Genomic DNA, 22,714 nt, shown 5'->3' with positions numbered 1-22,714 from the left:
GAAAGGAATCCGGCATCGCCCGTGTACGGGGTGATGTTGCGGACGACGAAATCGTAGACGTCGATCGCATCGTTCCAGGGGCCTTTCACGAAAGGCGTCCCGGTGGCCGGAGCAGTCAGGGTGGCTGAGTTGGAATCTGTCTTCACAAATGCGATTCGGTCTCACACCGGTGCGAGTGGCAACGCCAGCGTGATTCCCGGGGGTAACAATGCCGTTTGCTTATCGGAAGTATCAGAAGGGGCCGGAGCAACCGTGAAGGGGAGGAATGGCCACAAAAAACACCAAAGAACCCGCCGCGGATGAAACCTTTCATCGCGCCTATAGGCGCACGGGAGATTCTCGCCGGGCAGACAGAAACTTTGTGTTTTTTGTGGCCATCCTGCCCGGTCTCTATGGCGCGAGCGGGAGGCGGATGCGGATCGTGGTGCCGTCGGGGCCGGTGCCGTGCAGGCTGATGTCGCCGTGGTGGCTGAGCAGGATGCGCTTGGCGATCGCCAGCCCCAGGCCGGTGCCGTCGGGCCGCGTGGAAAGGAAGGATTCGAAAATCTTCTCGCTGATGTGCCCCGGGATGCCGCGGCCGGTGTCGCTGACATCCACCACCGCGCAGGCCGCGCCGTCCTTCCGGTCGGAGGCGACGCGCACGGTGATCGTGCCGCCTTCGGGCATGGCTTGCGTGGAATTGAGCAGGATGTTGAGCAACACCTGCTGGATCTGGCCCTTGTTGACATCGACCGAGAGCGGACGCGGAGGCAGTTCCATGCGAAGGGCGATCTTGCCCTGGGCGAGCTTGAGGCGGATGAGGACAATCGTGTCCTCGATGATCTCGGCGAGATTCCAGCGCGAATGCAGGCTGGTCGGGGCCTTGGCGAGCGTGAGCACGCGCGAGACGATCTCCTCGAGCTGGTCGAGTTTTTCGCCGATGACGCGGACGTCGGTGCGGCGCGGGTCGCCCTCCGGGAAATCGAGCCCGAGGTAACCGAAGAGGAGCTTGATGACGGTGAGCGGATTGCGGATCTCGTGCGCGATCTCGGCGGCGAGGAGGCCGAGCGTGGTGAGCTGTTCGTTCTTGCGGAGGGATTCCTCGCTCTGGAACACGCGCGAGTAGAGGCGCGAGTTTTGCAACGACACCGCCGCGAGGCTGCCGAAAGCGGCGAGGAGGCGTTTCTCGTCGTTGTTGAACCGGTGGACGTGATCGGTGAACACGGCGAGCACGCCGACGATCTCCTGCTCGTAAAACATCGGCACCGCCAGCATCGATCGCAGGACGCGGTCGCGCGGCAGGTCCACGACATCGAGAAACTCGGGCGACTGGATGTTGGCGAACTCGACATGCTTGCGCGTGTGCAGGACCGCGGTGACGAGGCACGCCTCGGCCGGCAGTTCCTCGGTGGGCAGCGGCGCAGGACCGGGAGCGGCGGGGCCGGTTGCGGACGCGGACAACTCCGGCGCCGCATCGCTCGTGAAGGACGCCAGGGCGATCACCCCGCGCGCCGGGTAGTGCAGATAAAGCGCGCTGGCGCGGGTGCCGAGGATCTTGCGGGCGTCGCGCGTGATCGTATCGTGCAGTTCCTGGGGTTCCAGCTTGGTGACGAGCGCCTGGCCGGCGGCGACGAGCGCCTCGAGTTGCCGGGCCTTGCCTTGCAGGTGGGAGAGCTGCCATACGCGCAGGAGCACGCAGGTGGCCTCGTCGGCGAGGCGGACGAGTTCGTCGAGGTGCGCCTGGGCGAAGGCTCCGGGCAGGTCGCTGTCGAGGTTGATGACACCGAGCACCTGGCCGCTTTCCTGGACGAAGGGCGCGGTCATCTCGCTGCGCACTTCGGGCCGCACCGGGATGTAGCGGGGGTCGGCGCGCACGTCCGGGACGAGTTGCGGACGCCCGTGAAACGCCACCCAGCCGGTGATCCCCTGCCCCAGTCGCAGGACGACCTCGTCGATATCCGCCGGCATGCCCTGGTGGACGTCGATCTCGAGTTTGCCGGTGTCGGGATTGAGCAGGGAAATCGTGCCGGCCGAGGCGCCGAAGTACTCGATGACAATGCCGAGAATGGCGCGCATCGTCTCCCCCGGATCGGAGGCCCGGGCCCCGAGCGCGCTGATCCGCTGCAACGCGGCGGTGAATCCGGCGGAAGAGCCAGTCGGGGGATGAGGAGAAGAGGAGGCGGTGTCTGTCATTTGAAATTTCAGATTCGGGATTTCAAATTTGGAATTGCCGGAGCCGTCGGGCAGAGGCGCTAGCGCGCCCGCGCGAGCGCGCCGAGGCCGACGGCGAGCAGAGCGAGATTGGGCAGGACCGCCGCCCAGAGCGGAGGCACCGCGTCGCGCGCGCCGAGCGCGGTGGCGATTTTCAGTATCAGGAAATACAGCACAAACAGGCCGATGGATTTCGACACGCCGACGGCCGGATTCACCCGCACGCCGCCGACCGCGAACGGCACCGCGATGGCGATGATGATCAGCGGGCTCAGCGCCTCCGCCTGCAAGCCGTAGTAGCGCATCGCATACAGATTGACCTTCGGGTGGTTTTCCTCGCGGTAAAATTCCAGCACGCGCCGCAACTGGAAGACCGAGAGGTCGTCGGGCTTGAGACCGAACACCGTCATCAGCTCCGGATCATCCGTCCAGCCGGCGCGCCGGAGCCGTTCGAAAGGGGCGTTCGTCAACGTCTCGCCGCCGCGCTCCGGATCGAGCGTGATCTCGCGTCCGTTGCGAAACTGCCAGGCATCGGCCGCGTCGTCGAACCAGGCCTCGCCCGCGAGCAGGCGCGTTTTCTCGCGGCCTTTCGCGTCGAGCTCCACGACGGACACGCCGTAACCGTGCCGGGTGAATTCGCTGTACCGGTTGAAAAACCACATCCGGCGTTCCTTCTGGTTATGAAACGAGACGTTGAACCGCAGTCCCACGCGCTCGGCCTTTTCCTGCGAAGCCTGCTGGCGGAAACGCATGCTGTCGTACGCCACGCGGCTGGCCTCCACCGACCACGGGACCACCGTGGCGTTGAGCACCCAGACCAGCCCGCAAAACAGCAGGCCCGAAACCCAGATCCCCCGCGTGATGCGAAACAGCCCGAGCCCGGCCGCGCGCATGGCGGTGATTTCGTTGGTGTAGTGCAGCCGCCCGAGCGAATAGAGCAGCGACACCAGCAACACGATCGGGAACACCGTCGCGAAAAACCCGGGGATTTTGACCGTAAAGTAGTACGCGAGGTCGTCGAGCCTCGCGCCCGCCGCGAGCAGGTCCTCGAGGTCGCTGTACAGCGAATGCATGAGCAGCAGCCCGACCGTCGCCGCCAGGGCGATGCCGAGGATCGAAAACCATTCACGAAGCACATGCCGGTCGAGGAGAGTCACGCTCGCAAGCAAGTGGAGCCTGGCGCGGCGATGCAAGGCAGGAGCGACAGCTTGCCATGCCGCCGCTCCGGGGCGTCACCGTTTCTTCGCGATTTCCATTTCCACGAGCACGGGACGGTGATCCGAAAGAAAACTGCGCACGACCTCGCTGCGCGTCACCCGCTGCTGCTCCGGCACGAGCACAAAATCGAGCAACCGGCTCGGCAACGGCGACGGGAACGTCCGTTTGCCGTCCGCCGGATGCAGCGCATAGCCCCCGAAATGATCCATCTGCGAAAGCAGGCTGGAGGTCGCATCCTGCGGCGAATCGGCGGCGTTGAAATCGCCGCACACCACGGGCGGCATCGCCCAGCCCGGGCCGGTCGTCTGCTCGCGCGCCTCCAGGTAATCGAAAACCTTGTCCACCTGGTCCAGCCGGTGACGGCGCGACCGGTAATGCAGGTGCAGGTTGACCACCGGCACACGCTGTCCGTTCACGTCCACCTCGGCGAAAAGAAACCCTTTTTCGCCGACCTTGCGCTGGCCGAAGGGCATCGTCTCCCACTCCACGATCGGATGCCGCGAAAGGATGGCATTGCCGTAATTGAGATTAAAAAGCCCCTCGCGCCGGTTGTGCACGCCGAAGATCGCATGGGGAAACCGTCCGGCGCGGCGCAACAGTTCGAGATGGTCGAAGTTTCCTGCCCAGCGGGAATTTTCGTCGATCTCCTGCAAGGCCACGATGTCAGGCTTCAGGGTGGCGAGCAGGCAGGAAATTTTGAGGAGGTTCCGCCGCACCTGACGCCGTGACGCCAGCCCCTGGATCGGCGCAAGCCCGCGTCCATGAGCGATATTGTAGGTGACGATCCGGAGCGGTTGCATGGTGTCGGTATAAAGCGCGAAACCGGACACCATGCCTCAAATCCGCATCGCAGTAAAACGGAAAGGAAGAGGCTCGCGGGAACGCTGTCCCTCCATTGTGCCCTTGTCGCTCCGCCTTCCGTCCGCATTGTCCTGTGGCTTTCAGAAAAATGTCATCCGACCGTCCCATCTCCACGCTTTTTCCCGATCACCGGCCGCTGCGTTCGCTCGAGTTTTTCCCTCCGCGTGATGACGCCGGCGTCGAATCGCTCCGCGCCGCCGCCACCGCGCTGCGCAAGGTGCCGTGGGATTTCGTGTCCGTGACCTATGGCGCCGGCGGCTCCACCCGCCAGCGCACCACCCAGGTCAGTCGCATCCTCAAGGACGAACTCGGCTTCACCGTGATGCCGCACCTCACTTGCGTCGGCCACTCCCGCGCCGAGCTCGACACCCTCGCCGACCGGATCCACGCCGACGGTTTCCGCAACATCATGGCCCTTCGCGGCGACCCGCCCAAAGGCGACACCACCTTCACCCCCGCGCCCGATGGCCTGCGTCATGCCAGCGAACTCGTCGAGTTGCTCAAGCGCCGCCATCCCGACTTCTGCCTCGGCGTGGCCGGCTACCCGGAAAAACATCCCGAAGCCGCCACCTTCGAGGCCGATCTCGACGCGCTCAAACGCAAGGTCGACGCCGGCGCGGCGTTCGTCACCACGCAGCTTTTTTTCGACAACGCCATCTACGCGCGCTTCGTCGAAAAATGCCGGGCCCACGGCATCCACGTGCCCGTCATCCCCGGCATCATGCCGGTGCTCTCGATCAAACAGATCCAGCGCATCACCTCGCTCTCCGGCACGCGACTGCCCGCCGCGCTCTCCCGCCGGCTCGAAGTCGCCGCCGAGGATCCCGACGTGGTTGAAGTCATCGGCATCGACTGGGCGCTCGACCAGATCCGCGGCCTGCTCGCGCTCGGCGCGCCCGGCTACCACCTCTACATCCTTAACCGCGCCAAAAGCGCCCTCGCCCTCGCCGCCGGCCTGGCGGCGTGAGGGAACAGGAGCGGCGGCGTGTCCGGCGGGCGCGCCTCACTCCACGTACCGCTGCAACACCGTCAGCAGGTCGCGCAGCTTTTTCTTCGCCGCCGCCGGATCTCCGGCCCCCTCGATGCAATGCTCCATGTGCGACTGGATCAGTTTTTCCGAAAGCGCCTTGAGCGCGCGCCGGGCGGACACGAGCTGCGTGAGCACATCGGCGCAATCGTAGTCCTCCTCCAGCATCCGCTCCACCGCCCTGAGCTGGCCGGTGACCTTGCGCAAACGGATCGATAGCGCCTTGATATCCTGAGGTGGATGCGTCTCGCGGGAGCCTGACATGCCGCCAACCCTGGCACAGGCGCCGCCCTCGCGCGAGTCGATAAATTCATCGTTGCCATATGGGGGTAGGGGGCATATCCCATATAACATGATGGCAGACAATCCCGACGGGGAAACCCACCTTCATCCGCAGGGCCGATGCCAATGCGCAGGCCACCCCCACAAGGCGAAACATGCCGGCGACTCGTCCGCTTCGCCTCCGTCCGGCCACGATCATCCGCATGATCACGCGCACGGCGAATGCTGCGATCATCACCACGAACACGGGCACGGGCCTGACCACAAGGGCTGCAACCATGGCCATACCCATGATGGAGGCTGCGATCACGAAGCCGGCGGCTCCTGGCGCGCGCCCGGTCTTGTCGTCTCCGGCATCTGCGTGGCGGTGGCGCTCGTACTCGAATGGGGACACATCGGCCCGGCGGGAGCCGTAACGGCGGCCGGAGCGGCGGGCATCGTCACCGGAGGCTGGTTCCTGCTTCCCGGGGCGTGGCAGGCGCTGCGGCGACTGCGGCCCACCATTCCGTTGCTCGTCGTCCTCGCCACCATCGGCGCGGCCGTCATCGGCCAGTGGTCGGAAGCCGCCACCGTCGTGTTTCTTTTCGGCGTCGCCGAATGGCTCGAAGGCTGGGCCGACCGGCGCTCGCAGCGCGCCGTCAGGGCGCTGCTCGAAATCGTGCCGGACACCGCCCGCATCCGCACCCGCGGCGGCGGGATCGAGGAGCGCGCCGTCGCCGACGTGCCCGTCGATTCCACCGTGCTCGTGCGCAGCGGCGAACGCATCCCGCTCGACGGTGTCGTGACCACCGGCCGCTCTTCGGTCAACCAGGCGCCCGTCACCGGCGAATCCGTCCCCGTCGACAAGCAGCCCGGCGACACGGTGTTTGCCGGCACCATCAACAGCGAAGGCTCGCTGGAGCTGCGGGTAACCAAAGCCGCCGGCGACACCACCCTCGCCAAAATCATCCGGCTCGTATCGGAGGCGCAGGCGCAGCGCGCCCCCACGCAGCGCTTCGTCGATGTATTCGCCCGTTATTACACGCCGTGGGTGACGGTCCTCGCGCTGCTGGTCTTTCTCGTGCCGCCGCTGGCTGTCGGAGGAGCCTGGAGCGTCTGGCTCTATCGCGCCTGCGTGCTGTTGCTGATTGCCTGCCCGTGCGCGCTGGTCATCTCGACGCCGGTCGGCATCGTCGCCGGCCTCACCTCCCTCGCCCGCCGCGGCGTGCTCGTCAAGGGCGGCGCGCACCTCGAAACCATCGGCCGCCTGCGGGCGCTCGCGCTCGACAAGACCGGCACGCTCACCGAAGGCAAACCGCGCGTGCTCGACATGGTTGCCCTGCCCGGCGCGGAGCCCGCCGATGTGTTGCGCCTCGCCGCCGCCATCGACGAGCACTCCACCCATCCGCTGGCCCAGGCCGTCGTGGCACGCGCCCGCGCCGACGGCGTCACCTGGCCGCCGGCGGAAGCCTACCGGGCACGTACAGGACGCGGAGCCGAAGCCACCGTGGCGGGCCGCGCCGCCTTTGTCGGCAATCACCGCTTCGCCCACGAACTCGGCGTCTGCACGCCGGAACTGGAGGCGCGTCTCGAAGAGATCGAAAAACGCGGCCAGTCCGTGGTCGTCGTCGGCGAACGTCCCGACAATGGCAGCGCCGGCCGCGTGCTCGGCGTGCTCGCGCTCGGCGACGCGCTGCGGCCGGAAGCGAAGCCGGCTGTCGCCGCGCTGCACGCCGCCGGAGTGAGCCATCTCGTGATGCTGAGCGGTGACAACCAGACGACCGTCGATGCCATTGCCTGCGAGGCGGGCATCGACGAAGCCCGCGGCGGCCTGCTGCCCGGGGACAAAGTGGCGGGCATCACGGAACTGCGGGAGCGGCACGGCATCGTCGGCATGGTCGGCGACGGCATCAACGACGCCCCTGCGATGGCGGCGGCCAGCGTAAGCATCGCGATGGGCGCGGCCGGCACCGACGCCGCCATCGAGACGGCCGACATCGCCCTGATGCAGGACGACCTCGGCAAGATTGCCGACGCCGTGCGGACCGGCCGGCGGACGCTCGACGTGATCCGCTTCAACATCGCCTTCGCCCTCGGCCTGAAGGCGCTGTTCCTGGGGATGACGCTTTTCGGCATCGCCAGCCTGTGGCTCGCCATCCTCGCCGACACCGGCGCCACGCTGCTGGTCGTGGCCAATTCGCTGCGACTGCTGAAAGGCAGGTAATCGGACAACACACGGCCAGCCTGATCCGGATACTTGCTTTTTCTTATTTTTCAGTATTTCCTGAAAATATGAGTAATCAACTGGCCGCCGCACGGGAGGAATTTGTCGCACAATGGGGTACGATGGGCAGTGTGTGGGGAATCAACCGGACGATGGCACAGGTCCACGCGCTCCTGATGATCTCCGACCGTCCGCTTCACACTGACGAAATCATGAAGGAGCTCTCCATCAGTCGGGGAAGCGCCAACACCAGCCTTCGCGAACTCGTCAACTGGGGCGTCGCCCGCTCCGTCATCATGAAAGGAGAACGCAAGGAGCACTTCGAATCCGAACGCGACGTCTGGAGAATGTTTTGCGCCATTGCGCGCGAGCGTAAGCGGCGGGAGATCGAACCCGTCATCAAGGCTCTGGAATCCTGCCGCGAACAGACCGACTCGCTCAAAAGTGCAGATGCAGTCGCATTCAACAAGACCGTGAGCGAACTCCTCGACTTTGTCTCCATCATCAGCAGCGCTCTCGACCGCATCGGACGAAGCGAACAAAGCACGATCCTCCCCATGCTCCTGAAATTCCTCAAATAATTCCGCCCTTCAACCCGGCTTTCTTCGGGATACTCAAGCTTAATTTTCAATTTTTCCTGAAATAAAATGAAACAAGTCCACATGATTACCGGGGCATTCGGCCTCACCGGTCGGCATATTGCGGCCCGGCTGCTCGCTATGGATATTCCGGTCCGCACACTGACCAATACCCGTGCGGCTGAAGATCCTTTCGAAGGACGCGTGGCAGCGTATCCACTCTGTTTTGACCGGCCGGATACGCTCGCGCGCCATCTCGAAGGCGTCGAGGTGCTCTACAATACCTATTGGGTGCGTTTCGATCATGCTCGTTTCACGCATGAAGGGGCTGTGCAGAATACCCGCATTCTTTTCGAGGCAGCCCGGCGAGCCGGCGTAAAACGAATCGTGCATGTGAGCATCACCAATCCGGACATTTCTTCCCCCCTCCCCTATTTCCGTGGCAAGGCGCAACTGGAGGAAGCGCTGGTCGAAAGCGGGATTCCGCACGCCATTCTGCGTCCCACCGTGTTGTTCGGCGGCACGGCCATTCTGCTCAACAACATCGCATGGATGCTGAGGCGGTTTCCCGTGTTCGGCATTTTTGGAGACGGCAACTATAAACTCCAGCCGATCCACGTGGATGATCTCGCGGTTCTGGCCGTCGGGCAGGCCATGGGTCGCGAGGGCAGCGGGAATACCTGTATCAATGCCACCGGACCGGAGACATTCACATTTCGCGAACTGGTTCGCACCATAGGCAAGGCGATCGGGCGAGACCGTCCGCTGATATCGCTTCACCCGGAAATCGGTCTGACGGTTGGCAGGCTCTGCAGCCTGTTTCTCAACGACGTGCTGATTACACGCGAGGAGATCAGCGGACTCATGGCAGGACTGCTGGCCACCGATACACCTGCCACGGGCACAACCCGCCTGACCGACTGGCTGGCGACTCACGGGGCCACGCTCGGACAAAAATATGCCTGTGAACTGGCCCGGCGGCGCTGAAATGAGCCAGCCCCCGGCAGCAAGCATCAGACAAGGCGGAAACGCAACGTCCCCTCCCTCCCCTGCCGCCGAACGGTCTCTCCCGTTTACCGCGAATCCACCGCATGCCCGTCCACGTACGCACGGATGGCGGCGGCGCTGGCGGGGAGTTTGTGCTTCACCAGCGGCTTCGCTTTCAATGCCTCGAGGCTCGGGTCGGTCGGTTCCACACCGATGGCGGCGACGATCGTCTCGGGGAATTTGGCCGGGCTCGCCGTCGCCAGGATCACGCTCGGGCGATCGGTGGCGAGATCCTTGAAGGTGCAGGCCGTGTGCGGATCGACGATGTAACGGTAGCGTTGATACACATCCCTGATAATCCCGGGGATTTCGGCGTCGGTGCAGCGCGAGGCGGTGAAGGTGTCGCGGTTGAAATTTTCAAACGTCCAAGCACCCGTCTTCCTGAAGGTATCCATGATTTCGCGCACTTTGGCGGCGTCGCAGCCGACGCTGTAGTAGAGGAAACGCTCGAAATTGCTGGAAACCTGGATGTCCATCGACGGCGCCAGCGACGGGTGGACTTCGGTGACGCGGTAGTCGCCGGTCGTGAAAAGGCGGTAAAGGATGTCGTTCTGGTTGGTGGCGACGCGGAAGCCGCGCAGGGGCACACCCGTCTTTTGCAGCATCCAGCCGGCGAGGACGTTGCCGAAATTGCCGGTCGGCACGACAAAATCGGCGGCGCTGCGGACGTTTTCCGGAAGGCGCAGCCACGCGTACAGATAATAGACGCACTGGGCGAGGACGCGGGCGAGGTTGATGGAGTTGACCGCGGAGAGGCGGTGCCGGGTGCGGAAATCCTGGTCGGCGAAGAGTTCCTTCAGCGCGGCCTGCGCGTCGTCAAAGGTGCCGCTGATCGCGAGCGCGTGGACGTTGTCCGCGCCGGTGCAGGCCATCTGGCGTTCCTGGAGCGGCGAGGTGCGCCCGTCGGGGTAGAGGATGAAGATGGCAGTGCCGGGTTTGCCGAGCAGGCCGTGGATGGCGGCGGAGCCCGTGTCGCCGGAGGTGGCGCCGAGGACGTTGATCGTCTGTCCGCGGGTGGCACACTGGTATTCGTAGAGGTTGCCGAGGAGCTGGAGCGCGAAGTCCTTGAACGCGAGCGTGGGGCCGTGGAAGAGCTCCAGGACGAAGGTGTTGTCGTCGAGCCGGACGAGCGGCGCGATGTCGGGGTGGTTGAAGCGGGTGTAGGATTTCGCGATGAGGGCGCGAAGCGTGTCGGCCGGGATGTCGGTCGCGAAGTGTTTCAGGAATTCGTAGCAGAGTTCCGGATACGACAGCGGGGCGAAGCGCGCGAGGTCGGCGGCGGTGAAGGTCGGCAGCGACTCGGGCAGGAACAGCCCGCCGTCGGGTGCCAGGCCGGTGGCGACGGCGTCGGAGAAAGTGTGAGGAGGCGTCTGGCCGCGGGTGCTGATGAATTTCATCGCTTCAGGATTTTTGCACGGAAGGAAACGAAGAGAACAGGGATTCTTCCGTTTTTTCAACGACGCCCCCCGATTCAGCCCGAATCCGGAAAGACATTTCGGAGACCTGCATGTCCTGGTTACCTTCGTTTCCTTTCGTGCAATGAGTGTGCGCCCTCAGGCGTTTTCCAGGCCGAAGGCCTTGTGGGCGACGCGGGCGGCCTCGTCGGCCTGGTCCTTGCTGATCGCGACCGTGATCTTGATCTCGGAGGTGCTGATCATCTCGATGTTGATGTTCGCATCGGCGAGGCTCTGGAAGAGCGTGGCGGCCACGCCGCTGTGCGTCTTCATGCCGACGCCGACCACCGAAAGCTTGGCGATGTTTTCGTGCACGGCCACATGGCCGCCGCCGATCTCGTCGAGCACGGGGACGAGCGCCTTTTGCGCGCGCTGCGTCTCGGTGCCCGCCACCGTGAAGGTGAGGTTGGCGATGCCGTTGCGGCCGACGTTTTGCACGATCATGTCGACATTGACATTCGCGTCGGAGAGCGCGCGGAACACCTTCGCCGCCGAACCCGGCTTGTCGAGGATGTTGCTGACGATGATCTTGGCCTGGTCCTTGTCCACGGCGACTCCGCGGACGACGACTTTTTCCATGTAGGCGACTTCTTGTTTCACGATGGTTCCCGGGTTGTTGTTAAAAGAGGAGCGGACTTCGAATACGACGTTGTACTTGGCGGCAAATTCCACAGAGCGCGACTGCATGACTTTCGAACCAGCCGAGGCGAGTTCGAGCATTTCGTCGTAGGAGATCTCGTTGAGCTTGCGGGCGTCCTTCACGATGCGGGGGTCGGCCGTATAAACGCCGTCCACATCGGTGTAGATTTCGCATTTGTCGGCGTGCAGCGCGCCGGCGAGCGAGATGGCGCTGAGGTCGGACCCGCCGCGGCCGAGCGTGGTGGTACGGCCCTCCTCGTTGATGCCCTGGAAGCCGGCCACGATGACGACCTTGCCGGCGTCGAGGTCGGCGGAGATGGCGTCGGCCTTGATGTTTTTGATTTTGGCCTTGGTGTGAACCTTGTCCGTGAGGATGCCGGCCTGGGCGCCGGTGTAGGACACGGCGGGCACGCCGATCGCATGGAGGGCCATCGCGGTGAGGGCGATGGTTTCCTGTTCGCCGACGGCGAGGAGCTGGTCCATCTCCCGGTCGTCGGGCTCGGTGGTGATGGATTTGGCCCGGGCGATGAGTTCATTCGTCACGCCGGAGCGGGCGGAGACGACCACGACCACCTGGTGGCCTTCGTCGCGGTAGGTCTTGATCCGGGCCGCGACGTTTTTGATGCGTTCGACGTCACCGACCGAGGTGCCGCCGTATTTTTGGACTATTCGGGACATGGGAGGAAATGCGGGAAGGTGCCCACGAAACACACGAAAAGACAAAAAATCCGTGTGCGGAGCGATTGCCGGTTATTCGTGGATGCGCAACAGGAGTGGCCGGGAGAGGACGCAGTCCAGCCTGGCGAGGCGGGCGAGGGTCTCGCGGATGGCTTTTTCGTTGCTCTCGTGGGTGGTGAGGATGAGCGAGGCAGCGTCGGGCCGCTCGCCGGGATGTTGCGAGACGCTCGCAATGCTGACGCGCGAACGCGCCGTGACGGTCGCCACCCTGGCGAGAACGCCGGGCTCGTCCTTCACGTCGAGACGCAGGTAATAGCTGCCGCGGAGCGACTCGGGCGAGGCGAGCGGAACGGAGGGGGCGCGGGCCGCGGACTGTTTTTTGGACTTCGGAGCGGGAAGGCCGGACGCGAGGCGCGTCGCGGCGTCGACGATGTCGGCAATGACGGCGCTGGCCGTCGGATCCTGGCCGGCGCCGCGGCCGATGTAGACGGTCTCGCCCACGACATCGCCGGTGACGGAGACGCCGTTGTAGACGTCGTTGACGTTGGCGATGACCCGGGTGCGCGGGAGGAGCGCGGGAGCCACCCGCACGGAGAGGCCGCCGCGGGCATGCGTGATGTCGCGGGCGATGACGGCGAGGAGTTTTATGGCGTAGCCGTTCTCGCGGGCGAATTGCAGGTCGGCCTGCGTGATCTGCGTGATGCCCTCGACCGTCATTTTTGCGGTAGGCACCCAGACGCCGTGGGCGAGGTACGCGAGGACGGAGGCCTTGTGGGCGGTGTCCCAGCCTTCGACGTCGAGCGATTCCTCGGCCTCGGCGTAACCGAGGCGCTTGGCGTCGGCAAGGATGGCCGGGTAACTGAGCCCTTCGCGCTCCATGCGCGTGAGGATGTAGTTGCAGGTGCCGTTGAGGATGCCGTAGATGAGCGGAAAGCGGTTGGCGGCGAGCCCTTCGCGGATGGCCTTGACGATGGGAATGCCGCCGGCGACGGAGGCCTCGAAGAGGAAGTGACCGCCGTGTTTCTGCGCGGCGGCGAGAAGCTCGGGGCCGTGGTCGCAGAGGAGGGCCTTGTTGGCAGAGACGACGGTCTTGCCGAGGCGGAGGGCGGCGAGGGTGATTTCGCGCGCGAGGGTGGTGCCGCCGATGAGTTCGCACACGATGTGGATATGAGGATCGGTGGCGATGGAGAGCGGGTCGGTGGTGAGCTTCGCGGCGGGGACGCGGACGGCGCGTTTTTTCTTCAGGTCGCGGACGGAGGCGCGGCGGAGCACGAGTTGCACGCCGGTTCGGGTCTCGAGCGAGGAGCGGGCGTTTTCGATGTGTTTCCACACGCCCTGCCCGACCGTGCCGAGTCCGCAGATGCCGATGTTGATGGTGGTGGTGCTCATGCCTGGAAAGAAGAGTTGAATGGGCGCAAAAAAGGCGCGAAAGGCGCGAAAAATCGGATCAGGTTTTTCTGGCGAACCGGTTTTCGGTGCCGCTGAGGAGGCGTTTGATGTTGGTGCGGTGGCGCAGGATCACAAAGGCGCCGATGAGGGTGGCGAGGAGGGCGAACGGCAGCGGCGTGTGCGGCCAGGGCCAGAGCCAGGCGGCGACCGGCAGCACGACGGCGGCCACGATCGAGGCCAGCGAAACGTAGCGCGAGAACCGGAACACCAGCCCCCACGTGGCGAGGGCGATCAGCGCCGGCCAGGGGAGCAGCATGAAGAGGCCGCCGGCGGAGGTCGCCACGCCCTTGCCGCCGCGGAAACGGGTGAAGCAGGAAAAGCTGTGACCGATGAGCGCGGCCACGAGGCCGGTGATGGCGGCAGCGTTGACCGTGCCAGCATCGAAGGTGTGGATGTTAATCCAGTTGTCTTCGGTGCCGAGCGGCAACACGCGCGTGTGAAACAAGGGCAGAATCAGCAGGGGCCAGCCGGCGGCGAGCGCGCCCTTGACCGCATCGAGCAGGAACACGCGGGTGCCGGCGCGTTTGCCGCGCGGGCCGAATTTCTCGCCGAGCACGCGCTTCACGTTGGTCGCGCCGGGGTTTTTGCTGCCGTGCTCGAAGATGTTGATGCCGAAACTCCGCGCCACGAGGTACCCGAACGGCAGGGCGCCGAGGAAGTAGCCGATCACGGCGGCGAGAGTGGCGGGGAGCAGCATGGGAATTACGGATGACGGATTACGAATGACAGATTACGAGTTACAAATCGCGAACCGGAAGGAGGGTCGGGACGATGTTCATGCCCCCCGCTTCGCCATTCGTCCTTCGTAATCCGTCATTCGTAATGGATTCACAGTTGCACGAACTTGGCCGATTTGATCAGCGGGTTTTTCTTGAGCGCCTCGCGCGCGGTGGCGCTGGGCTCGTGGTCGACGCGCACCACCATGTAGGCGGTGCCGCCGAGGATGAGGCGGGTGAGCGACATGTCGGCGATGTTGACGCCGTCGTTGCCGAGCAGCGTGCCGACCGTGCCCACCATGCCGGGCTTGTCGATGTTTTCCAGCACGAGGAGCTGGCCCTCGGCGGCGACTTCGACCTCGCGGCCGTTGATGCCGACGATGCGGGGCTCGTTGTTCTTGCCGATGAGCGTGCCGCGCGCGCTGAACACCTCGCCCGCCGGGGTGATGGCCTCGACGGCCATGAGCTCGGTGTAGTCCGCCACGTCGCTGGTCTTGATCACCTCGAAATCGATGCCGAGGCGCTGGAAGAAGACCGGGGCGTTGACGGCGTTGACCTCGTCGCCGCTGATCCGGCGGAGGAAACCGTGCTGGATGGCGCGGGTGACGGCGTTGGCATCGAGCTCGACCATCTTGCCGTGATAGAGCACGCGGACCTTGGCGATCTGCTGCGGCGCGATCTGCTGGACGAGCGTGCCGAGGCGCGTGCCGAGTTCGATGTAGGGGCGCAGGGTCTGGGCCGTGGCGGCGTCGACCGAAGGCATGTTGACGGCATTGCGGATGGCGCCGGTCCGGAGGACGTCGGTGATCTGCTCGGCGATCTCGATGCCGACCGATTCCTGCGCCTCGGCCGTGGAAGCGCCGAGGTGCGGGGTGAGGACGACATTGGGGAGCGTGCGCAGTTCGCTGTCCTTCGCGAGGGGTTCATCCTCGTAGACATCGAGACCGGCGGCGGCCACGTGGCCGCTCTTGAGGGCGGCGATGAGCGCCGACTCCTTGATGATGCCGCCGCGGGCGCAGTTGAAGAGGCGCACGCCCTTCCGGCACTTCGCCAGCGCAGCCTCGTCGATCATGTACTTCGTATCGTCCGTGAGCGGCATGTGGACGGTGATGTAGTCGGCCTGGGCGAGGATGTCGTCGAGCGTGGCGACCTCCACTTGCATGGCCTTGGCGCGGCTGGGAGCGAGGTACGGATCGTAGGCGAGCACCTTCATCCCGAAGGCGACGGCGCGCTTGGCGACCTCGCCACCGATACGGCCCATGCCGATGATGCCGAGCGTCTTTTTGAAAAGCTCCACGCCGCTGAACGCCTTGCGGTCCCACTTGCCCTCGCGCATCGAGGCGGCGGCCTGGGCGACCGGGCGCGAGCCGCAGAGGATGTGTGTGAACGTCAGCTCGGCCGTGGCGATGGTGTTGCCCGCCGGCGTGTTCATGACGACGACACCGCGCTCGGTGGCGGCCTCGACATCGACGTTGTCAACGCCCACGCCGGCGCGGCCCACAACCTTCAGCAAGGGCGCGGCCGCGATGACCTCGCGGGTGATTTTCGTTTCCGAACGGACGGCGATGGCATGCACGTCCCTGACCAGTTCGAGGACTTTCTCGGGGGAAGAGCCGTAAGCCTCCACCACTTCGAAGCCCGTTTGCTGACGCAAAAAGGCGACTCCCTTGGGTGAGATCTTGTCGGCGACCAGGATTTTCATGGACAAATATAGAGCCGGCCAGCGAACAAGCCCCTGCGACGGCAAGCAAGGAAAAGTCACATGCCACCGGATGAAGTGATCCGGTGCGACCGTCCGCGCCTGCCCGTTGCTGTCCGGCCCCCCCCGCCCGCAACCCTCTCCCTGCATGTAACATTTGTGTAACATGCCACTTCGTTCTGGTTTCGCCGCCCCGGCTGGCTACCGTGAACGTCCCCTTTTTCGAAATGCCTGCCAGGAAACACTCTATTTTACCGTCACGCGCCAAAGCCACCACCGGGAAACGCGCCCGCAAGCCCGCCCGCCCCGCATCCGCCGCAGCCGCCACGCCCGCGGCGCCTGTCGACAACCGCGTCCTTACCCCGGCCTCCAACGCCACGCCGATCGTCCCCGTGCGCACCCCGGTCAAGACCGCCTATTTCAACCGCGAACTCTCCTGGCTCGCCTTTAACCGCCGCGTCCTCGAACAGGCTCGCAACGAAAAACATCCGCTCCTCGAACGCATCAAATTCCTCGCCATCGTCTCCGGCAATCTCGACGAGTTTTTCGAAATCCGCGTCGCCGGCCTCATCCAGCAGGTCGAGAGCGGCGTCACCGAACCGTCCTTCGACGGCCTCGGCCCCAAGGAGCAGCTTCGCCGCATCCACTCGGTCGTCGCCTCGCTCGTCGAGGACCAGTACCGCTGCTGGCACCGCGAACTGATCCCGGCGCTGGCGAAGAAAGGCATCGTCTTCAAGACCGCCCGCGAACTCACCGCCACCGAACTCGCCTGGGTGCGCACTTACTTCGAGGAACAGATCTACCCCGTGCTCACGCCGCTCGGCCTCGACCAGTCGCACCCGTTCCCGCAACTCGGCAACAAGACCCTCAACGTCATCGTCTGCCTCAACGACCCCGACTCGCCCGAAGGCGCGGGCGGCGCCGGCGAGGGCAAGCGCATCGTCATCCTGCCCGTTCCCCGCATCCTCCCCCGCCACGTCCGCATCGCCAATGCCGACGGCCCCGGCGTCCACATCTTCCTCTCCGAAATCATCAAGCTGTGCTGCGGCGCGCTCTTCCCCGGCTACACGATCGACAGCGCCCACTCCTTCCGCGTCACCCGCAACAGCGACCTCTACATCGACGAGGAGGAAGCCGACAATCTCCTCAAGACGATCGAGGAGGAGTTGCGCAACCTCCGCCGCGGCGCGGCCGTGCGCCTCGAAATCGAGGACGGTGTGGGCGACGACATCTTCCGGACCCTCTGCGACCACCTGTCCTTGTCGCACGAATACGTCTTCCGCCTCGCCGGTCCCCTCAACCTTCTCCGCCTCATGAGCCTGGCCGACCTCGACCGGCCCGACCTCAAGTACCCGCCCTTCACGCCCGCCGCCGTCTCCCCCCTGCGCGACCCGGCCCGCATCTTCGACACCATCGCCGCGCAGGACGTGCTCCTCCACCACCCCTACGATTCCTTCCAGCCCGTCGTGGATTTTGTGACCCAGGCCGCGCGCGATCCCGGCGTCTATGCCATCAAGCAGACGCTCTACCGCACGAGCGGCGATTCCCCCATCGTGCGCGCCCTCAGCGAAGCCTCGCACAACGGCAAGCAGGTCACCGCCCTCGTCGAGCTCAAGGCCCGCGGCGACGAGGCCAACAACATCCAGTGGGCGCGGCAGCTCGAGGAAGCCGGCGTGCATGTCGTCTACGGCCTCATCGGCCACAAGACCCACTGCAAATGCTCGCTCGTCGTCCGCCGCGAGCCCGGCGGCCGCCTCCGCCGTTACGTCCACCTCGGCACCGGCAACTACAACCCGAAGACCGCCCGCCTCTACACCGACCTCAGCTACTTCACCGCCCGCGAGGACATCACCTCCGACGCCGCCGATCTCTTCAATTCGCTCACCGGATTCAGCCGCGCGCCCGAGTTCGCCCGGCTGCTCGTCGCGCCCTACGACCTGCATCGCCGCATCATCGAACTCATCGCCGCCGAGCGCGCCAACGCCGAGGCCGGCCGGCCCGCGCGCATATTTGCGAAGATGAACTCGCTCGTGGACAAGGCCACCATCGACGCCCTCTACGCCGCCTCCCGCGCCGGCGTGCAGATCGACCTCGTGATCCGCGGCATCTGCTGCCTCGTCCCCGGCGTGCGCGGCCTCAGCGACAACATCCGGGTGCGGTCCATCGTCGGCCGCTTCCTCGAACACGCCCGCGTGTTTTATTTCGAAAACGCCAGCGCCGCCGCTGCCGCCGCCGCGACGGCGGCGGACGTTCAGGGTTCAGGGTTCAGGGTTCCGGGTTCAGGGTTCCGGGTTCAGGGTTCAGGCGAGGCCACGCCTGCCGACAACTCCGGACCGGAAACCCTGAACTCCGGACTGGCGGCGCCTGCCGCCGGCCCGCTCATCTACGCCGGCAGCGCCGACTGGATGCCGCGCAACTTTTTCCGCCGCATCGAGGTCCTCTTCCCGGTGCAGGAGCCCGCGCTGCGCCGCTGGATCACGGACGAACTCATCGCGATGGAGCTGGCCGACAACGAATTCGCCCGCGAGCTCCATGCCAGCGGCGGCTACCTCCCGGTGACGCGCGCCGCCGACGCCCCGCCCTTCTCTGCGCAAACGTATTTCGTAGCCAGCGCCCTCCAGCGCGCCAGCGCTCTGGCCGTGGACGAATGATCCGCTGAACAGAGGACAGAGACCAGAGGCCAGAGGACAGAGGACAGAAGACAGGTTTCGCCTGCCGGTTGTCTGGCTTCTGGTCTCTGGCCTCTGGCTTCTGGTCTCTGGTCAGCGGGCGTCCCGCCCGCAACGTGGCACGGGCATCTTGCCCGTGTGCGTTGCCTCTCCGCGTGGCACGGGCTTCCAGCCCGTGGACGGCGCGGAGCGCCGCCCCCCCTCCCCCCCGCCGCTCCGGCTGACGTTGACACGGCTTTGGATAACGCCCTCCGGAACGGAAAAGAGGGCGGCAGCCTGCTTGCCGCAGGCCGCCGCCCTCGTATCCCGGTCATGATATATTAACTACACAAACCCCCCGGCAGGGAGAGCGGGTGGCGACGGCGGGGGAGGGAAAACAAAATACCAAAACCTCCCCGCCGCTTCTCGTGCCACCCGCCTGCCTCCCCGCCCGGGGGGAAGGGGGGGAGCGGGAGAATCCGTCACCGGCTGCCACGGCGGCGCAGCGCCGCCCAGCCGAGCATCGCCAGCCCGGCCAGCGCCGCATACGTCGCGGGCTCAGGCACGGCCGTCAGGTACAAGGCCGCAACACGAAAACCGACGTAGTCGATCCTGTCCGCTGCGGTGCCGTAGTTGCGCACCGAGGAGGCGAGTTCGCTGTCGTTGTCGTCGAACGCGCCGCCCCGCACACCACGGTCAAAAGTATTTATAATAGCATCGTTCCACTCCCACACGTTGCCTGCCATGTCGAATATTCCGTTCGGGTTCGCTGCGTAACTTCCTGCATTCGTCGACGCACCAATACCGCTGGCGAGGTAGTTCGCATCGCTGGTAATGATCGTATCCTTTCCGGTCGGATACAACGAATAGCTGTCCGTAGCCGGATTGTAATACGCCGCCTTGTACCACTCGTCCTCCGTCGGCAACGCCCAGCCTCCCGTCGCCCACGCGGCCGCATTCCGGCTTACCGTGTTATTCGTCGGGTTCGTCACCCCGCCAAAGTCGTACACCCCCACCTCCGTCTCCCCCGACGTCAGCCAGTTGCAGAACCTCGCCGCATCCCAAAAACTCACATACACCACCGGCTTGTTCGGGTCTGTCGCCGTGTACGTCCAGTTTCCCGCCGATCCCGAGCGCGTCAGCCCGGTGCTCGCCATGTCCGTATTATACAGCGCATACGTGTCGCTCTGCGCCGCCACCGCGTTCAGGAACTGCGCGTACTGCGCGTTCGTCACTTCCTTCGTACCGATATAGTAGTCGTAGGAGACCGCTCCGTAGCGCGAGCCCGTGGCGGAGTCCGCAGCGTTGGGGCTGGCGGCCCCGTTTATCTGCACCGTCTCGATCGGGATCGTCTGGCCCGTGGCCGTACCGGCTCCCAACGTTATCAGCGCAGCCGCCAGCAGCGCGGCGGTGCGCGTCTTTGTCGTGTGTGTGTTCATGGTTGTTTCACTGTTCATGGTTTTACTGCCAAACTGTTCAGGGTTCACTGTTCAGGGGATGACGACGGAGTAGATGGGGCTCCAGGGGCCTTTGGAGCCGTTGGGGGCTTCCCAGCGGAAGGCGATGTAGAGGGTTTTCCCGCGCTCGCTCTCCTTGAACGTGAGCTTGAGCGGGCTGCGCGTGTCGAACGCCGAGCGGATGAGTTGCTCCACATCCGTCGGCGGACTGTCGAGGAAGGACCAGGCGGCCTCCGCACCGTGCATGAGGTCGGCCTTGGCCCGGTGCTCGCTGCCCCGGGGGCGGAAGTGCGCGTGCACCTCGCGCAGGATGCTCGTGTCGAACCAGGCTTCGGGGTAATCGTCGGGCGGCAGGATGGGCGTGCGGCCTTCCTTGCGCGGGGGCAGCCCGAGCAGTTGCCGGTCGCCGTTCGTCAGGTCGTCGTTGCCGGTGATGTAGCGGCGCACGAGTTTGCGGATCGCGGCTTCATAGGCTTCGCGGGCGGCGTCCTTGTTGGTGATGGCCACGCTGGTGCGCGTGGCGGGGTTGCACACGAGGCCCCACGCGTCGCGCCACACGGCCTGCGCCGCCACCAGCGGCTCAAGCTGCGCGGTGGTGATGCCGAGTTTCGTAAAAAACCCGGGCAGCACCTCGATCAGGTTTTCCTGAAACAGGTGGAAGGCTTCGTCCGGGCGGGGGATGTAATCGCTGTAGTGCATGGTGGTCTGGTTGTGGGAAATCTAGAACCGGGGTAGCCCGGCGGCGGCAGGGGGTAGGCCAGCGGGGTTTCCGGGTAGGCCAACGGAACTTCCGGGTAGGACAACGAAGGTTCCGGGTAGCCCCCCGGAGCTTGCGGGTAGCCCCCCGAAAGTTCCGGGTAGCTCCCCGGAGGTGGCGGGTAGGCCAACGGAACTTCCGGGTAGGCCCCCGAAGGTTGCGGGTAGGCCCCCGGAGGTTCCGGGTAGGACAACGGAACTTCCGGGTAGGCTAACGAAAGTTCCGGGTAGGCCAACGAAGCTTGCGGGGGAGACAACGGAAGCTGCGGGGGAGACAACGGAAGCTGCGGGGAGGACGCCGGAGGCTGCGGGGGAGACGCCGGAGGCGGGGTTGTCGACAACGGAAATCCGGTTGCCTGTAACGAAAACGGGATGACTGACGCCGTGGATGCCTGCCGCTACGCCGCTATGCGGGCTGCGGGCTGCGGGCTGCGGGCTGCGGGCTGCGGGCTGCGGGCTGCGGGCTGCGATTATAATCTGATCGTAACCGGCATATTTGTCAAGCACTTCCGCAATTTTCTCCGCCGTGTTCTCCGCCGCAATCCTCACGCAACCCGTGCCCGCAACCCGGCGGGCGGGAGCGGCGAGCGGCGCAGCGTGGCGGTGGTTGGCAGGCAGACGGTGGTTCACGGCAAAGCACACACTCTACCAGAATCCCCGGCAGGGGGGGAAGGGGGGTAAAACCCTGTATATGATTCGCACTAATGCTTAGTGTTTCTTTCGCTAGCGTTTGTCGGCAAGCCACATCCGCAAAAAAAACGCTCCCGGGTGAAAAGCCGTCCGAAAAGTTTTTTTCGGGTTTTCCGGATTTTTTTTCCCCTTTCTCCGCTTTTTGCCGTTTTGGTTTTTGGGAACTTCTAAAAATTCCCAAGAACCGGACAAAACAGGTCACAGAGCGGCGCAGCCGCAACCGAAAGGAGGAAGAGAGCTTCATAAAATTACACAGAGGGCACAGAGCTCGGACACAGAGGGCACGGAGGTCTGTCCGGCTGAATGTGGCGTTTATCTGTAAATCCCGGGATTTTTAGTTAATTGAAAAAGAGCCGGTACGGAAGGGATGAGGGGCGTGGAGTCGTTTGGACCTCCGTGCCCTCTGTGTCGGAGCTCCGTGTCCTCTGTGACCAAAATGAATTTCCAGATCCTCCCTTTTGCCGCTCTGGAGCGGAAAGCGGCAGAGGACTGCCGCACTCCAGGGCTGGCTTCGCCAGCAGCCGGAATCGTTCTCGTTCTCTTTCTCGTTCTCTTTCTCCGGTCCGGGTTCGTTCTCCTTCTCTTTCTCCTGCTCGTTCTCCGGATCGTTCATTCTCCTGCTCCGGCACTCGCACGGCACGTCGCAGCACGAAAAAGAGTAAGAGAAAGAGAAGGAGTACGAGAAAGAGTACGATCCGGAGAACGAGTAAGAGAACGAGAATGAGAACGAACGGGAGCGAGCGTTTGGCAGAAAAAGCCCGCGCCACGACGCTCCGCGTAACATTCGCCATTGATCATCCCCCGTAACCGGCCTTCGCCTGCAACCGCCGGATTTCCTCGAACTGTTTTTGCGACATCAGCCGGCGCGGCAGACGCGTTTCGGCCTCGGCGAGGAGTTTTTCCCAGTCCTCCCCCGTCACCGGAGCATAGGTTTCCCACGGCGTGTGGTGGCCCTGCTTGCGCTTCCACTCGATGTTGCCGCCGTGAATGATCACGCGGATCTGGTACTTGCCCTCCTCGGGATCACGCACCCACCAGCCGAATTCCATACTCATGACATCTGGCTACGCAGCCGCCTTCGCCTCCGCCAGCGCAAAAGCCCCCCTCCCCCCCCCGAATCCT

The 22,714-nt window shown here is 64.7% G+C and carries 20 protein-coding genes; 6 read left to right on the top strand and 14 right to left on the bottom strand.

The window, feature by feature from the left end; all coding sequences use genetic code 11:
- Positions 1–390: 390 nt before the first annotated feature.
- From OPIT5_19805 to OPIT5_19795, 3 genes are all read right to left on the bottom strand, one after another.
- Positions 391–2,172: a histidine kinase gene (locus tag OPIT5_19805; protein ID AHF92152.1), complete on the bottom strand. Its 1,782-nt coding sequence runs from the start codon at positions 2,170–2,172 to the stop codon at positions 391–393.
- A 59-nt stretch (positions 2,173–2,231) separates the two neighbouring features.
- Positions 2,232–3,347, bottom strand: coding sequence for a permease (locus OPIT5_19800; GenBank protein AHF92151.1), 1,116 nt, complete (start codon positions 3,345–3,347; stop codon positions 2,232–2,234).
- 75 nt (positions 3,348–3,422) lie between these two features.
- Complete coding sequence (locus OPIT5_19795) at positions 3,423–4,241, bottom strand: endonuclease (GenBank protein AHF92150.1); 819 nt, start codon at positions 4,239–4,241, stop codon at positions 3,423–3,425.
- 116 nt (positions 4,242–4,357) lie between these two features.
- Here OPIT5_19795 and OPIT5_19790 point away from each other — a divergent pair, with 116 nt between their 5' ends.
- Positions 4,358–5,236, top strand: a complete 879-nt coding sequence (locus OPIT5_19790) for a 5,10-methylenetetrahydrofolate reductase (GenBank protein ID AHF92149.1) — start codon at positions 4,358–4,360, stop codon at positions 5,234–5,236.
- Between the two features lie 36 nt (positions 5,237–5,272).
- Here OPIT5_19790 and OPIT5_19785 read toward each other — a convergent pair whose 3' ends face one another.
- Positions 5,273–5,560: a hypothetical protein gene (locus OPIT5_19785; protein AHF92148.1), complete on the bottom strand. Its 288-nt coding sequence runs from the start codon at positions 5,558–5,560 to the stop codon at positions 5,273–5,275.
- A 91-nt stretch (positions 5,561–5,651) separates the two neighbouring features.
- Here OPIT5_19785 and OPIT5_19780 point away from each other — a divergent pair, with 91 nt between their 5' ends.
- From OPIT5_19780 to OPIT5_19770, 3 genes are all read left to right on the top strand, one after another.
- Entirely contained in the window at positions 5,652–7,781 is a 2,130-nt protein-coding gene (locus OPIT5_19780; protein ID AHF92147.1) for an ATPase P, read from the top strand.
- Between the two features lie 68 nt (positions 7,782–7,849).
- Entirely contained in the window at positions 7,850–8,362 is a 513-nt protein-coding gene (locus OPIT5_19775; GenBank protein ID AHF92146.1) for a transcriptional regulator, read from the top strand.
- Between the two features lie 66 nt (positions 8,363–8,428).
- Positions 8,429–9,346, top strand: a complete 918-nt coding sequence (locus tag OPIT5_19770; GenBank protein ID AHF92145.1) for an epimerase — start codon at positions 8,429–8,431, stop codon at positions 9,344–9,346.
- Positions 9,347–9,432: 86 nt separating this feature from the next.
- On the opposite strand, the gene OPIT5_19765 is transcribed toward OPIT5_19770, so the two are convergent.
- From OPIT5_19765 to OPIT5_19740, 6 genes are all read right to left on the bottom strand, one after another.
- Complete coding sequence (locus tag OPIT5_19765) at positions 9,433–10,803, bottom strand: threonine synthase (GenBank protein AHF92144.1); 1,371 nt, start codon at positions 10,801–10,803, stop codon at positions 9,433–9,435.
- Between the two features lie 4 nt (positions 10,804–10,807).
- Entirely contained in the window at positions 10,808–10,915 is a 108-nt protein-coding gene (locus OPIT5_19760; GenBank protein AHF94538.1) for a hypothetical protein, read from the bottom strand.
- Positions 10,916–10,959: 44 nt separating this feature from the next.
- Complete coding sequence (locus tag OPIT5_19755; protein ID AHF92143.1) at positions 10,960–12,177, bottom strand: aspartate kinase; 1,218 nt, start codon at positions 12,175–12,177, stop codon at positions 10,960–10,962.
- A gap of 72 nt (positions 12,178–12,249) precedes the next feature.
- Positions 12,250–13,566 carry a homoserine dehydrogenase gene (locus OPIT5_19750; GenBank protein ID AHF92142.1) on the bottom strand — a complete coding sequence of 439 codons (1,317 nt, stop codon included), beginning with the start codon at positions 13,564–13,566 and terminating at the stop codon, positions 12,250–12,252.
- Positions 13,567–13,624: 58 nt separating this feature from the next.
- Positions 13,625–14,323: a glycerol-3-phosphate acyltransferase gene (locus tag OPIT5_19745; GenBank protein ID AHF92141.1), complete on the bottom strand. Its 699-nt coding sequence runs from the start codon at positions 14,321–14,323 to the stop codon at positions 13,625–13,627.
- A gap of 131 nt (positions 14,324–14,454) precedes the next feature.
- The gene (locus OPIT5_19740; GenBank protein AHF92140.1) at positions 14,455–16,044 is read right to left on the bottom strand and encodes a 3-phosphoglycerate dehydrogenase; all 1,590 of its coding nucleotides are present in this window, start codon (positions 16,042–16,044) and stop codon (positions 14,455–14,457) included.
- 203 nt (positions 16,045–16,247) lie between these two features.
- Here OPIT5_19740 and OPIT5_19735 point away from each other — a divergent pair, with 203 nt between their 5' ends.
- Positions 16,248–18,692, top strand: coding sequence for a polyphosphate kinase (locus OPIT5_19735; protein ID AHF92139.1), 2,445 nt, complete (start codon positions 16,248–16,250; stop codon positions 18,690–18,692).
- Positions 18,693–19,171: 479 nt separating this feature from the next.
- Here OPIT5_19735 and OPIT5_19730 read toward each other — a convergent pair whose 3' ends face one another.
- The 3 genes from OPIT5_19730 to OPIT5_19720 all read right to left on the bottom strand — a co-directional run bounded on the left by OPIT5_19730 (position 19,172) and on the right by OPIT5_19720 (position 21,784).
- Positions 19,172–20,128, bottom strand: coding sequence for a Sulphatase-modifying factor protein (locus OPIT5_19730; protein ID AHF92138.1), 957 nt, complete (start codon positions 20,126–20,128; stop codon positions 19,172–19,174).
- A 51-nt stretch (positions 20,129–20,179) separates the two neighbouring features.
- Complete coding sequence (locus OPIT5_19725) at positions 20,180–20,845, bottom strand: hypothetical protein (protein AHF92137.1); 666 nt, start codon at positions 20,843–20,845, stop codon at positions 20,180–20,182.
- Between the two features lie 780 nt (positions 20,846–21,625).
- Positions 21,626–21,784, bottom strand: a complete 159-nt coding sequence (locus OPIT5_19720) for a hypothetical protein (protein AHF94537.1) — start codon at positions 21,782–21,784, stop codon at positions 21,626–21,628.
- A 266-nt stretch (positions 21,785–22,050) separates the two neighbouring features.
- On the opposite strand from OPIT5_19720, the gene OPIT5_19715 reads away from it, so the two are divergent.
- Positions 22,051–22,254 carry a hypothetical protein gene (locus OPIT5_19715; protein ID AHF94536.1) on the top strand — a complete coding sequence of 68 codons (204 nt, stop codon included), beginning with the start codon at positions 22,051–22,053 and terminating at the stop codon, positions 22,252–22,254.
- 132 nt (positions 22,255–22,386) lie between these two features.
- Here the strand turns inward: OPIT5_19715 and OPIT5_19710 are convergent, their stop codons facing one another.
- Positions 22,387–22,647 carry a hypothetical protein gene (locus tag OPIT5_19710; protein AHF92136.1) on the bottom strand — a complete coding sequence of 87 codons (261 nt, stop codon included), beginning with the start codon at positions 22,645–22,647 and terminating at the stop codon, positions 22,387–22,389.
- Positions 22,648–22,714 lie beyond the last annotated feature (67 nt).

It is taken from the genome of Opitutaceae bacterium TAV5 (assembly GCA_000242935.3).
Lineage (GTDB): Bacteria > Verrucomicrobiota > Verrucomicrobiia > Opitutales > Opitutaceae > Geminisphaera.
The sequence above is the reverse complement of the archived record's forward strand: the minus strand, read 5'-3'. Positions and strand labels throughout refer to the sequence as shown.

What these genes read in the sequence shown, in the direction of transcription:
- OPIT5_19805 (AHF92152.1), bottom strand. Translation starts at nt 2,172, where the DNA reads ATGACAGACACCGCCTCCTCTTCTCCTCATCCCCCGACTGGCTCTTCC.
- OPIT5_19795 (AHF92150.1), bottom strand. Translation starts at nt 4,241, where the DNA reads ATGGTGTCCGGTTTCGCGCTTTATACCGACACCATGCAACCGCTCCGG.
- OPIT5_19790 (AHF92149.1), top strand. Translation starts at nt 4,358, where the DNA reads ATGTCATCCGACCGTCCCATCTCCACGCTTTTTCCCGATCACCGGCCG.
- OPIT5_19785 (AHF92148.1), bottom strand. Translation starts at nt 5,560, where the DNA reads ATGTCAGGCTCCCGCGAGACGCATCCACCTCAGGATATCAAGGCGCTA.
- OPIT5_19780 (AHF92147.1), top strand. Translation starts at nt 5,652, where the DNA reads ATGGCAGACAATCCCGACGGGGAAACCCACCTTCATCCGCAGGGCCGA.
- OPIT5_19775 (AHF92146.1), top strand. Translation starts at nt 7,850, where the DNA reads ATGAGTAATCAACTGGCCGCCGCACGGGAGGAATTTGTCGCACAATGG.
- OPIT5_19770 (AHF92145.1), top strand. Translation starts at nt 8,429, where the DNA reads ATGAAACAAGTCCACATGATTACCGGGGCATTCGGCCTCACCGGTCGG.
- OPIT5_19765 (AHF92144.1), bottom strand. Translation starts at nt 10,803, where the DNA reads ATGAAATTCATCAGCACCCGCGGCCAGACGCCTCCTCACACTTTCTCC.
- OPIT5_19760 (AHF94538.1), bottom strand. Translation starts at nt 10,915, where the DNA reads ATGCAGGTCTCCGAAATGTCTTTCCGGATTCGGGCTGAATCGGGGGGC.
- OPIT5_19755 (AHF92143.1), bottom strand. Translation starts at nt 12,177, where the DNA reads ATGTCCCGAATAGTCCAAAAATACGGCGGCACCTCGGTCGGTGACGTC.
- OPIT5_19750 (AHF92142.1), bottom strand. Translation starts at nt 13,566, where the DNA reads ATGAGCACCACCACCATCAACATCGGCATCTGCGGACTCGGCACGGTC.
- OPIT5_19745 (AHF92141.1), bottom strand. Translation starts at nt 14,323, where the DNA reads ATGCTGCTCCCCGCCACTCTCGCCGCCGTGATCGGCTACTTCCTCGGC.
- OPIT5_19740 (AHF92140.1), bottom strand. Translation starts at nt 16,044, where the DNA reads ATGAAAATCCTGGTCGCCGACAAGATCTCACCCAAGGGAGTCGCCTTT.
- OPIT5_19730 (AHF92138.1), bottom strand. Translation starts at nt 20,128, where the DNA reads ATGAACACACACACGACAAAGACGCGCACCGCCGCGCTGCTGGCGGCT.
- OPIT5_19725 (AHF92137.1), bottom strand. Translation starts at nt 20,845, where the DNA reads ATGCACTACAGCGATTACATCCCCCGCCCGGACGAAGCCTTCCACCTG.
- OPIT5_19710 (AHF92136.1), bottom strand. Translation starts at nt 22,647, where the DNA reads ATGAGTATGGAATTCGGCTGGTGGGTGCGTGATCCCGAGGAGGGCAAG.